Source organism: Flavobacteriales bacterium (assembly GCA_016716605.1).
Taxonomy (GTDB): domain Bacteria; phylum Bacteroidota; class Bacteroidia; order Flavobacteriales_F; family PHOS-HE28; genus PHOS-HE28.
Window position 1 is genome coordinate 335429 of record JADJWA010000001.1, and the last position, 11812, is coordinate 347240.

8 protein-coding genes and 1 tRNA gene are annotated in these 11812 nt (G+C 61.0%); 3 read left to right on the forward strand and 6 right to left on the reverse strand.

The window, feature by feature from the left end:
• Window positions 1–33: 33 nt before the first annotated feature.
• From IPM12_01375 to IPM12_01385, 3 genes are all read right to left on the reverse strand, one after another.
• Window positions 34–1356, reverse strand: a complete 1323-nt coding sequence (locus IPM12_01375) for a hypothetical protein (protein ID MBK9146451.1) — start codon at window positions 1354–1356, stop codon at window positions 34–36.
• Window positions 1353–2672, reverse strand: a complete 1320-nt coding sequence (locus IPM12_01380; protein MBK9146452.1) for a hypothetical protein — start codon at window positions 2670–2672, stop codon at window positions 1353–1355. The genes IPM12_01375 and IPM12_01380 overlap by 4 nt, the downstream gene beginning before the upstream one ends.
• A gap of 67 nt (window positions 2673–2739) precedes the next feature.
• Window positions 2740–3507 carry a type III pantothenate kinase gene (locus IPM12_01385; protein ID MBK9146453.1) on the reverse strand — a complete coding sequence of 256 codons (768 nt, stop codon included), beginning with the start codon at window positions 3505–3507 and terminating at the stop codon, window positions 2740–2742.
• 72 nt (window positions 3508–3579) lie between these two features.
• Between IPM12_01385 and IPM12_01390 the strand changes: the two genes are divergently transcribed.
• Window positions 3580–3652 (forward strand) — tRNA-Phe (locus IPM12_01390).
• A gap of 41 nt (window positions 3653–3693) precedes the next feature.
• On the opposite strand, the gene IPM12_01395 is transcribed toward IPM12_01390, so the two are convergent.
• The gene (locus IPM12_01395; protein ID MBK9146454.1) at window positions 3694–4281 is read right to left on the reverse strand and encodes an HD domain-containing protein; all 588 of its coding nucleotides are present in this window, start codon (window positions 4279–4281) and stop codon (window positions 3694–3696) included.
• Window positions 4282–4420: 139 nt separating this feature from the next.
• Here IPM12_01395 and IPM12_01400 point away from each other — a divergent pair, with 139 nt between their 5' ends.
• Entirely contained in the window at window positions 4421–5359 is a 939-nt protein-coding gene (locus tag IPM12_01400; protein MBK9146455.1) for a HAMP domain-containing histidine kinase, read from the forward strand.
• Window positions 5359–6882 (forward strand): 2,3-bisphosphoglycerate-independent phosphoglycerate mutase, encoded by a 1524-nt coding sequence (locus IPM12_01405; protein MBK9146456.1) that lies wholly within the window; start codon window positions 5359–5361, stop codon window positions 6880–6882. The genes IPM12_01400 and IPM12_01405 overlap by 1 nt, the downstream gene beginning before the upstream one ends.
• A gap of 4 nt (window positions 6883–6886) precedes the next feature.
• Here the strand turns inward: IPM12_01405 and IPM12_01410 are convergent, their stop codons facing one another.
• Window positions 6887–9115 carry a choice-of-anchor L domain-containing protein gene (locus IPM12_01410; GenBank protein ID MBK9146457.1) on the reverse strand — a complete coding sequence of 743 codons (2229 nt, stop codon included), beginning with the start codon at window positions 9113–9115 and terminating at the stop codon, window positions 6887–6889.
• A 16-nt stretch (window positions 9116–9131) separates the two neighbouring features.
• Window positions 9132–11771: a choice-of-anchor L domain-containing protein gene (locus IPM12_01415; GenBank protein ID MBK9146458.1), complete on the reverse strand. Its 2640-nt coding sequence runs from the start codon at window positions 11769–11771 to the stop codon at window positions 9132–9134.
• Window positions 11772–11812 lie beyond the last annotated feature (41 nt).

Genomic DNA, 11812 nt, shown 5'->3' on the forward strand with positions numbered 1-11812 from the left:
CCGATGTTCCGTGCTCGACGGGCGAGTCCCACGCTACTTCTTGACGCGCACCGTAGTGCTCTCGTTGAGGCCGCCGCAGCCCATCTGGAAGCTGTCGCCCTCCTTCATGTTGCGGAAGAAGAGCTCTTCCTTGGTGGGGAATCGGGCGTTGCAGCTGCCCATGCGCTCACTGGCCTTGTCCGATACGCTGGGATCGAGGCTGCGCGCACGCTGGTAGTAATCATAGGCAAGCCAATAAGCGCCCCAGCTATCGGGCACTTCGCAGCTGCCTGCTTGCGCAGCGATGGCATTGCCGATCAGGATCAGTGCCTCACCGTTCTTCGACTCGATCTGCAGTACTTGGTTGGCGTAGCTCCTTGCTTTGCTATGATTACCCATTGCACTGGCCACCTGGCCGGCCTTCAACAGGTACTTCACCCGGTCGCTGCAGCCCGTGCAGAGCTCAGCGGCCTCCGCCATGTACTTGATCGCGCCGCTCAAATCACCCTTCTTGACCAGGTACTGGCCTAGGCTGTAAGCGCTCTCACTGGTCGGGGCGGCCTTGTGAACCTCCTCGGCGAGCCTCAGGTAGATACTCTCTTCGGTGCAATCCTTCGCGTTGAGCACGCGCAGCAAGCGTGTCTTCAGCTCTAGATCATCAGGATTCTCCTGCACCAGCTTCTCCGCGATGCTGCCGATATCCTTGCATTCGGCAATGCGGAAGAAATTGCCATTCACGTTGTCGCGCGACTTGATCCAGAGCTCGCGGTCGGCTTCTTTCAGGTTGGGGTCCGCCAGGTTCTGCTCAATCAATCCAGAAAGACGCACATACTCCGAGAGCATCTGCTCCTTGGTCGCGGCACCCTCGCCATAGAGGCAGTTGAGTGCGGAGTAATAGGCGCTGATGGTGGCGGGTTCGGAGCGCACGCCACCTAATTCGATTGCCTCCTTCATGATGTCGCGGGCCGCTATGCATTCCTTCGGGCGATAGAATTGAAGGTCAACTCCTTTGCGCCCCATCACGAAAGCCCTCTCGCCGAAGTGCGTGATGCGCATGTCATAGTTCAGCAGCAGCGAGTCGATCAAGCGCTCCTTGCGCGAGGCCTCCTTCTCCTTGGCGATGAAGTCGCCGAGCATCTTGCCGCCGTTCTGGTAGAGGCTCTTGCTATAGGCCGGGCATACTTGGAGAAGCATGCGATAAGGGCCATAGGCATCGCCGAAGCGGCCTTGCTTCATGGATTCCTGGAAGAGCGAGATGTTCTTCACGCATTCCGCGCTGTCGGCTGGCGTGGCGCCGTACTTCCCTTGGGCGAACAGGCCATTGCTCGCGGCGGCCATTGCGCTGACCAGGAGGATTCTCGTCAGGTGCTTCATCATTCGATTCGTCGTTTCTTGAACCATTGTTCCCGGAGGTCTGGGGTGATGGTGATTCCGATGTGGAGGTTGGTGTATCGTTCGCTCAGCAAGCCTGCTTCGGTGGTTCCGCGCTGCCCGTGCTCCACAGCCAGGTTGATGCGGCTTCGCGTGCTTGCTCCTGCAATGGGCAGCGAGCAGCCAAATGACATGCCGAACTGATCGATGCCCTGGTCTCGCAACGCGATGGGGTCCTCCGTGTAGCGGATGCCCGCCCGGTAAATGGTGCGCTTCAGGAAGCTGCCTCCTTGCTGTCCGGCCGGCCTGAATGATGCTCCGAGCGCATAGGTGGTGGCGGCGCGCAGATCGGTGCGCAGCGCGTATCCCTCCACGGTGCTGCGCAGCGCGGACCAATCGCGGTGCTGCAGTTCCGCAGCAAGCGTCCATCGGCTGTTCTCGATGCCGAACCCGCCGGAGAAGCCTACGGGCAGGTTCACCGTGCCGTAGGCGCCATCGATGCGCTGTGCCGTGTCAATGGTGGTTTCCACGGTTCCGGCCAAGCGGAAGGTTGTTGCCAGGTTGCTGTGCTGCGCCGTGAATGATGCGGGCAGGTCCAGCCCGATGCCTGCCCGCCAGCGCAACGCTTCGCGCCGCAGCTTGGGCAATGGTCTTGGCACCCACTTCGATGGCTCCCGGCCGGCATTGAGCCATTCCATCTCGTCCCGTTTGCTCCGGGCCTCGGCGCGGATGACCCGCTGTTGATGGCGCTCCTTGGCGCCCTCCATGGTCACCAGTTGCCCGCTTTGCATGAGACCCAACGTTCCGGTTGGCGCGCGAAGCACGAGCGATGAGGCCACGCTGCTGTGGTAGTATCCCGAGCCCAGCGGATAGAAGGCCTTGCGGGTGGCTTCCACCGTGCCGAAGAGGAACTCGAAGTTGGCGCCCGCGCTCAATTTGGATCGGAGACCTGTGGAATCGCGCCGCTGCCACAGGCTTCGCCCGAAACCGAGATAGGCGCGGTTCACACCACCCGATCCCGTGTATTCGTTGCGCAAGGTGCCGCCTTCCACCTCTTGCTTATCCTCGAACTTGTACGCCACCGTGCTGAAGGGCTGTATGCCCAGCGCCATGCCCCAGCGGCCACGCGCGAATGGCACGCCAAGCGAGAATCCAAGCAGCCGGGTGTTGCGTCCGCTCGCGCTTTCGTCTCCAATGGTCATGCGCGTCCAACGGACGGTTGCGCCCATCTCATACGTGGCATGGTGAAGCAGGCAGTATGTGGCCGGATTGGCACGAGCAACGCTGAACGGATCGGCCACGGCTACGGCTAAGCCGCCCATGCCCGACAAGGTCACTTGCCCCGGACCCGTGAGGTCGCCGAGGGCGTGGGCCGAGTAAGGTGAGCCGCTACCCTGCTGACCCTGAGCCAGTACCAGAAGCGGTGCCAGCGCCAAGGCTGTGGTGAAGGATGATGCGTAGGCCGTCAAGGGTCAGGAAAGGGTGGGCAAAGATGCCGCTTTTCAAGGCCCGTGCGTGCAACAGGGCATCACCTCCGGTGAGCACCACGCCAACACCGTGATGCGCTTGTTGAGCAGCGGCAATGAAGTGCTCCAACTCACCGATCACGCCATGTCGTATACCCGCTTGAAGGCTAGCCACCGTCGATTGTCCGAAGGGCGGCGCATCCTGATCGGTTTCAACCAGCGGTAGGCGAGCGCTGTAAGCCTGCATGGCCTTGGCGCGCATGCGCGTTCCTGGGCTGATGGCGCCACCGAGATAGGTTCCCGTGGAATCCACCAGGTCGTAGGTGATGCATGTGCCTAGGTCGATGGCCAAGGCTGCGCGCTGGGGGAATAGGGCCGCTGCCGCCGCCGCATTCGCCCAACGATCAATCCCAAGTGTTGCGGGGCTGCTATAGGCCGATCTGATGGGTGACCGATCGTTTGTTGATATCAGATGGATGGTTGCGCTTCCGTCCGGAAGGCCGCTCAATAGCCCATCGGCGTCACCAGCCACGCTTCCGATGCCGACGCGGTCAATCTGGAAGCCTTCGATGAACCGGCGCAACGCTGGACCTGGGCCGGAACCGAAGGCCGTAAGCCGCAGCAATCGTCCGTTCCTGAAGAGCGCGGCTTTGATGCGTGTGTTGCCGATGTCGAGGATGAGCTCCGTCACACGTATTTCGGTTGAAGTGCTTGTTTATCTTTGCCCGCCTTCCGCGCAAGCGCTGAGCCGCGCAAAGGAAACGGTGCCTTAGCTCAGCTGGTAGAGCAATGGATTGAAAATCCATGTGTCCCCAGTTCGATTCTGGGAGGCACCACCGGAGACCCTGGCCACGCCGGGGTCTCTTCGTTCAAGGCCCTAGGGGTTGCGCTCCAGCCACGCGCGCACTTCGGCCAAGTGCTTCTGCTTCGTAGGCTCGCGCAGCTGCTTGTTGGTCTGCGTGAAGTACGAGTGCCGTTCGATGAAGCGCTCCTGCAGCTTGTTCCATTCCCGCACTGTGCTCAGCACGCCATAGGTGCGCATCTCCTCGAACAGCGTTGCGCCGATCCGCTGGAAATCGGCCCGGCCCAAGTAATCGAGGTCGGCATCGCAGAGGATCCGAGCCAGCTTGTTGCGCGGGCTCTGCGGGATGCGCGTAGCCATGATCATATCACAGATCAGCTCGATCTGCCGCTCGTTGAAGCCGAAATCCGGCAGCACTTCGCGCACCAAGCGGCAGCCGGCTTCTTCATGGTCGGTATCCTGGGTAATGAAGCCCGCGTCATGGTAGAGCGCGGCGATCTTCAGAAGGACCAACCCTTCACCGGTGACCTCCTCCTGTTCGGCTATGCTGATGGCGCTGGCATACACATCTAGGGTATGCTCCAAGCAGTGATAGGTGCGCGAAGCCGGTAGCCTGGTTCGAAGCTGTTCCAGGATGAAGGCCCTTGCGCCGCTCGAGTCCATGGGATGAGCCGGCAAGATAGAAATGAGGCCGAATGGAGCCCCGAATCACATGGTCCTGCCCTGCATATTGCCCACAAGTGGGTAAGGCCTGTAATCGATGCGGGCGGTATCGGCCCAGCAGCCGGGTACATTCGCCCGCATGGCGCGGCAGTCCCACCGGTCACTTTGGCTCCTGGGTTCCGCTATCGTGTACATCCTCGCCCAGTTCATTTGGTGGACCGTTCTGCTCCTGCGCCGAGAAACCGAGATCGCCCAGTTGAAGGGAAGTCTGGGCCGACTGGATGAGGCTGCAGGAACCCCGCGCACCTGGATGGTCCTTGGTGAAGCTGGCGTATTCATGATCCTGTTGGGAACGGTGCTGATGCTGGCCTTCCTGGCCATCCGCCGAGACCTGCGATTGGCCGCCCTCCAGCGCAACTTCCTGCTGGCCATCACGCACGAGCTCCGCACGCCCGTCGCCTCCATGAAGCTGCAGCTGCAGACCTTGTCACGGCCGGGGCTCGGGGAGGCCGATGCGCAATCCCTCCGCTTGGCGGCTATCGAAGAGGCAGATCGCCTGGCCGCGCTCACGGATAAAGTGCTTGCAGCAACCGCCGACGGGGAAGAACAGATTCCGCTCCGCCCTGAGCCGGTCAATGCAACGGATATCGTGCGCGGCGCAGTGAATCGTGCCAGGTTGCGTGACAGCTCTGGGCATGATTGGAATTTGCGGTTGCTCCCAGAGTGCCATGTGAATGCCGACCCGCAAGCCCTTCGGAGCATCGTCGAGAACCTCGTAGAGAACGCGGTGAAGTACGCGCCGGCAGGCTCGGAGATCGGCGTAGAGCTTCTGGACCTCGGGAGCTCCTGGCGATTGGTGGTGACCGATCATGGCCCCGGCATTCCGGAAAAGGAGCGCAGCCGGGTCTTCGAGCGTTTCTATCGCGTCGGGGATGAAGCCACTCGCAGCGCACCGGGCACGGGCCTGGGCTTGTTCGTGGTCAAGCGCTTGGTGCAACGGCACGGCGGGAGGATTGAGCTGAGTGATACGTTGCCACATGGGGCTACTTTCGCGGCCACGTTCCCGAAGAAGAACTGATGGCGAAGAAAGCTGTGCTCATCATCCTCGATGGCTGGGGCATCGGCTCCGGCGGGAAGGATGATGCGATCGCGCAAGCCCGTACTCCGTTCATCGATTCGCTCCTGGCCTCAGCGCCTCATGCAAGCCTGCGCACCGATGGTTCGCATGTGGGCCTGCCGGAAGGCCAAATGGGCAACAGCGAGGTGGGCCACCTCAACATCGGCGCCGGGCGCGTGGTGCATCAGGACCTGGTCCGGATAGACCGGGCAATCGCGGATGGCAGCCTGCGCACGAACCCCGCCCTGAAAGCGGCCTTTGCGCATGCAAGGTCGCACGGCGGTCGGCTGCACCTCTTGGGCCTGCTCTCCGATGGCGGGGTGCACAGCATGCGCACCCATGCCGAAGCCCTGTGCAAGCTGGCGCACGCTGAAGGGATCAAGGAGACCCTGGTGCATGCGTTCACCGACGGGCGCGATACCGACCCGCGCAGCGGCCAAGGATACATGGAGCGCTTCCTGCAATCCGTGGCCGGCACCGGCGCGCGATTGGCGAGCATCATTGGCCGTTACTATGCCATGGACCGTGACAAGCGTTGGGAGCGCGTGAAGGTGGCCTACGACCTGCTGGTGCATGGCGCAGGTGAGCGCGTGACCGACCCCCTGCTCGCCTTCGACCGGAGCTATGCGCAAGGCGTCACCGATGAATTCATGAAGCCGCATGCGATCATCCGTGCGGACGACATTCGTCCGGACACCTTAGCGGACGGCGACGCCGTGATCTGCTTCAACTTCAGGACCGACCGCTGCCGCGAGATCACGCAGGCGCTTACGCAACGAGCCTTCCCCGAGTATGGCATGATGCCGCTCAAGCTGCACATGGCCACGATGACCGAATACGACGCAACCTACAGCGGTGTGTCCCCGATCTTCCGCAAGGACGACCTTCGCATGACTTTGGGCGAGGCCGTGAGCCTGGCTGGCCTGCAGCAGATCCGCATCGCAGAGACGGAGAAGTACCCGCACGTCACGTTCTTCTTCAGCGGCGGCCGGGAAGAACCCTTCCCCGGCGAGCGGCGATTGCTATTACCCTCTCCCAAGGTGGCCACCTACGACCTGCAGCCTGCCATGAGCGCCCAGGCCATCGCCGATGCCATCGTGCCTGAATTGCTCGCCGGCGCGCCAGATCTGGTGGTGCTCAACTTCGCCAATCCCGACATGGTGGGGCATACCGGCGTGTTCGATGCCATCATCGAGGCGGTGGAGACCACGGATGCCTGCGCGAGGCAGGTGGTCGAGGCGGCTCGCAAGGCAGGCTATCAGGTGCTCATCATCGCCGATCACGGCAATGCGGACAAGGCGATGAACACCGACGGCTCGCCCAACACGGCGCACACCACCAACCCAGTGCCTGTAATCACCGTCACGGAGGCACCCATCCGGTTGCGTGATGGCATCCTGGCGGACGTGGCCCCTACCCTGCTGGACTTGATGGGCATGGAAAAGCCCGTCGAGATGACGGGCTCCTCCCTGATTGTCCGTTGACGGATCAACGCCAGCCGTTGCGCAGGATCGTGAGGTGCCCCGTGTAGGGCTCATCCTTCTTATTTGAGAGGATCACCTCGTAGAAGTACGTGCCATCAGGAAGCTCGTCACCGTCCCACTGGTTCTGGTAATTGCTCGCCTCGTACACCAGCTGGCCCCAGCGATTGAAGATGCGCACCGTATTGCTCGTATAGGTGATGCCATCGATCACGAAGCGATCGTTGTACCCATCGCCGTTCGGTGAGAATACGTTCGGAACCACCACATCGCAGATCAACGAGATCGTGACCACGTCCTGCGCGGAGCGCCCGCATGCATCGGTGACGGTCACGGTGTAGTTGGCGAATTCATTCATGCTCACGTAGGTGTCGGGGCCAAGGTCACCATTCGACCACGAATAGGAGAGCGAGCCTACGCCGCCGGTGGCCAGCGCGCTGATCAACATGCTGTCCGGCCGGCACTCCACGGTGAAGTCCTCCGTCGTGATGAAGATCAGCGGCGCATCGATTATGGTGATGGTGACGCTCGCCGAGGTGGTGCGCCCGCAGCTATCGGTGTAAGTTCCGGTGATGGTGACGGTCTCTCCGTCATCAGGCATGTTATCCTCAAGCGGATCAAAGGGCACGATCGTATTGAGCACGCCGTCAGGGATCACCAAGGAGCTGTTCCATACGAAATCGCTCCCGTTGTCCGCCGACCCGCTGAAGGTGATGGTGATGGGCACATCACCGGGCACCCCTTGCGGGCGGATGAAGTTCACGCCTGTGTTGTCGCATGATTCCATCACCGTACTGGGACCCACGATGGCCATGTTCAACGGCGGCAGCGGCTCCAGCTCCACGAAGAACTGCGCGATGGCCGTGGTGCCGCAATCATCGGTGACGGTGGCGGTGTATGCGGTGTTATCGTTCGGTGTCACCGTGATGCTGTTCCCGGTCTGGCCATTCGACCAGGAGATCGAATAGGGCGGATACCCTCCGGAGAAGGTGGGTGTCAGTGTCGCTGAGCCCCCGCAGGGTATTTCATCGTATCCGCCCACGATCACCAGTTGCGGAGGCTGGATGATGGTGAAGATGAACTCATTCGTGACCGTGATCCCGGCACAAGGGCTTGGGCTGATCAGCGTGAGAATGATGGTTTCATCCCCATCGACATCAACAGGGCAGTTGAAAGTGAAGGTCTGAAGGCTGTCGCCAGGGTAGAAGATGAGCGAATCCGGGAAGGCGGGAACATAATCCACGCCTGCAGTAGCCGTGCCGCCGGTGACGATGTACACCACGCTCGTATCGCCGCCCGCGCCCTGCTGCGCAAAGTTGATGGTGACCGGGTAGCAGCTCTCCATGATGGTGTTGGTGCCGATGATGCCGGGACCGGGAGAGAGCGTCGGTATGAAGGGAACGCTTGTGAAGCTGCCAGCCTCCAGGAACACGCCTGAGTCGAAGGCGCTGTCGGAACCATCGCCGATTGCCATCTTGATATGGTAGGTCTGCCCGCACTGCACAGGCTGCACCGCTGTGAGCACCACAGTGAAGCCATCGTAGCAGATGGTGGTGCCAGCGCCATTGTTCACGTAGTACACCGTATTGCCCGTCCAGTTCGGGTCAGCGGCAGCGCAGGTTGCGGCATTACCGCCCGAAGTGCCGGGCACGCCCGGATTCACGGTATTGATAGCGATGGGGATGTCGGAGCCTGGAACACGTGCGATGTTGATGGCCCCGTTCTGGAATGGCCCTGCGATGCCCGGACCGCTGAGGAAGAAACCGAAGGCGTCGTTGAAGTTGGTGCAAACGTATTCGGGGTACTCCTCAGAGCCGAACACATAGCGGAATTTCACCGTGTCACCTTCTGGTACGAAGTCGAACTCGAGCACCGCGCGGTCGTTGATGTTCTGATTGGCCAAAGTGACCAGGTCCGGGTCACTGCCAGAAGTGTTCGTGCCGCTGGCGAAAAAGCTGGCTGGTCCAGCAACGCCGGTGGTTACGCCGCTGGTGAGCAGCACCCCTGCTGGGAGCCCGAGGTTGGTGGGCCCTGTCTCCACGAAGCTGGCGCTTCCGGGTTGCACCCCCACCGGATTCAATACACCGTTGAAGGAGATGTTGCTCACCACAACGCCCGTTCCCAGGAGCACGTCCTGCACGAGCTGCTGAGGAGTGAGGGTATTGTCAACGGTGATCTGGGCCTGCCCGGCACCGCTGCCCAGCAGCACGAGGCCAATCGAAAGAAATCGCTTCATCGCGTTCGGTTGTTGTTCAATTCTGGCTTCCACGCAACAAGGTCAAATGGCCCATGCCGTCCACTGGCGGGAAGTAATGCCCCTCCGCGCGGTATTTGTACACGTACACGCCAGTTGGAGCCGGTGAGCCGCCGTAGGTGCCATCCCAAGGTGCAAGGATATCGTTCGTGGAGTAAACGAGCTCGCCCCAGCGATTGAAGATCTGCATCTCAAAATGGGTGATGTAGTGGCCATCGGGACCGAACACCTCATTCCAGCCGTCGCCATCGGGGCTGAAGGCATTCGGGAAGTAGATGTGCGCTGGCGGGCGCAGGAGCAGGGAGTCATTCCCGTAGCAGCCATTCGGGGTGACGATATTCAACGTGACCCAATGCTCCTCAAGGTCAAGGTAACTATGCCGTACCTCGTCGTTCCGGTAGCGGGTGCCATCGCCCATGTCCCAAATCCAAGTGCGGGCATACGGCTGAGTGGCGGCCAACAGGTACCAATCGTCCTGACCCTCGTTCACTTCAACAATATCAACGGAAACATGCTCCACTTCGATCTCCGTCTCGCCGAAGCGCACCTCGCCGCATTGGTCGCGCACCATCACGCGGTACTCAGTGTCCTCAACCGGGCTCACCCAATAGAGCGGGTCGGTGAGGCTATCGGCCCCCGCCCAAAGGATGTGGTAGTAACCGCTTCCGCCGTTGACCAGCGCATGGACCATGGTGCTGTCTCCAGCGCAGAGGACATGATCGGGCACCATCGTGAGCACGAATGGGTCGTAGATCGGCATCACACCGTTCACGGAAGCCACGCCGGTGTAGCCGCATTGATCGTTGGCCGTAATGATGTACGGCGTGGTGGTGAAGACCGGGACCGTGATGGTCCAACCGGTGCCAATGACTCCGCCGTTGGGGTCGGTCCAGGTCCAATCGTAAACGCCATTGCCGCCGGTGATTCCGGTGATAGTGAGGGTGGTACTGTCACCGGCGCAGATCACCGCTTGGTCACCAGCCGTTTCAATCTCGATGTCCGGCAATGGAACGGTGCCCACCTGTACGCTATCGCTGATGCTGGTGCCGCAGCCTTCGCTCACGGTCATGGTGTAATACACCGGCGGGGTTGACGACGGCACGTTCAGCAACGGTCCGTTGCCCAAGGGCACGCCACCGAGGCTCCATTGGTAGCTGAAGACACCATCGCCTCCGGTGACGCTCAGCACGGAGATATCCCCATTGCCGAGGCAGTCAATCAAGGTATCCGGCCACATCACCAGCTCCAGCGGCGGGTAGATCGGCAGCACCACCACGAAATCGACGGTCTGCGGCGGGATGTTGCAGATGTCCGTGACTGTTACCGAGTACGTGGTGGTCACTGCCGGCGCAGCATTGATCGTGGCCGTGGTGGCCCCAGTGCTCCAATCGTAGGTGTATTGGCCCATGCCCCCTGACACCGATGGTATCAGGAGATTGTTCTGCCCGCATATACTGGGTATGGTGTCCCCTGTCACCACGAGCGGCGGCGGACTATCTATATTGAAGGTGAAGTTGGTCTGCAGCACCAAGCCGGCACAGGCCACCAATTGCTCGATGGTGATGATCATCGTCTCTGGCCCGTCCGGGTCGATGGGCACATCGAACGTGATCGTGACCGACTCCACATTCTCCGGGAAGATCAGCTGCGGCGGGAAGATGTAGGTGTAGTCAACCCCCGGGGTGGCGGTGCCGCCAATGAAGATGTCCACGGTATCCACCGTGCTCGTGTCGCCCAAGCGCGTGAAAGTGAGCGAGACCGGGTTGCAACCCTCAAGCATCGTGTTGCCAACCACCCCGGTTGATTGCGCCAGCGTGGGAATCACCTGACCGGTGCTCACAAAGCTGCCCGCTTCAAGGAACACCGCGCTATCGAAGGTGCTGTCCAGCGCGTCGCCAACACCCAGCTTGATGTGGTAGGTGAGGCCGCACTGCACCACATACGTCGCCTGCATCACCACGGTCATGCCGTCGAATACCACGGTGGTCCCGCCGGTGTTGTCCACATAGAATCCCGGGTTCTGCGCCGGGCAGGTTGCGTTCGTCGGGTTGTTGTTCAACCCGTTGTTCACGTTGTTGATCGTCACAGGCACCGTGGTGCCGGGAATGAGGGCTATGTTCTCCGATGCGCCGCTGTACGGACCTGCGATGCCCGGACCGCTCAGGAAGAAGCCGAATGCATCGTTGAAGGAGCAGACGTACTCAGGATATTCCTCCGATGCGAACACGAACCGGAATTTCAGCGTGTCGCCCGTGGGGATGAAATCGAACTCAAGCATCGCCCGGTCATTGATGTTCCCCCCTGAAACGCTCACGAGGTCAGGGTCGCTTCCAGTACCATTCGCATTGCCGCTGAAACTCGTTTGAGCGCCAGCAACCGCGTTGGCTTGACCGCTCGAGAGAATAAGGCCAGCCGCCAAGCCAAGGTTGCTATTGGTCGCCGTGAAGGACCCGCTGCCAATCACGTTCGCGGCCGGGTTCAGAACCCCGTTGTACCGGATATTGAAGGCCTGCACGCCATTGCCCAAGAGCACATCATTCACGAGCTGGGCCGGGGTCTGGGTATTGTTGATCACCAATTGAGCATGGCCAGCAAGGCCGAGCGCAAGCGCTGCGATGGTAAGTAGTGGTGCCTTCATAGGTAGGGTTGCCGAGGCGTTGGAAAAGTAGTCGTTCCGGA

Bases quoted from the DNA above. Each gene is read 5' to 3' on its own strand.
- IPM12_01405 (MBK9146456.1), top strand. From the start codon at position 5,359: ATGGCGAAGAAAGCTGTGCTCATCATCCTCGATGGCTGGGGCATCGGC.
- IPM12_01415 (MBK9146458.1), bottom strand. From the start codon at position 11,771: ATGAAGGCACCACTACTTACCATCGCAGCGCTTGCGCTCGGCCTTGCT.
- IPM12_01375 (MBK9146451.1), bottom strand. From the start codon at position 1,356: ATGATGAAGCACCTGACGAGAATCCTCCTGGTCAGCGCAATGGCCGCC.
- IPM12_01395 (MBK9146454.1), bottom strand. From the start codon at position 4,281: ATGGACTCGAGCGGCGCAAGGGCCTTCATCCTGGAACAGCTTCGAACC.
- IPM12_01400 (MBK9146455.1), top strand. From the start codon at position 4,421: ATGGCGCGGCAGTCCCACCGGTCACTTTGGCTCCTGGGTTCCGCTATC.
- IPM12_01410 (MBK9146457.1), bottom strand. From the start codon at position 9,115: ATGAAGCGATTTCTTTCGATTGGCCTCGTGCTGCTGGGCAGCGGTGCC.
- IPM12_01380 (MBK9146452.1), bottom strand. From the start codon at position 2,672: ATGGGCGGCTTAGCCGTAGCCGTGGCCGATCCGTTCAGCGTTGCTCGT.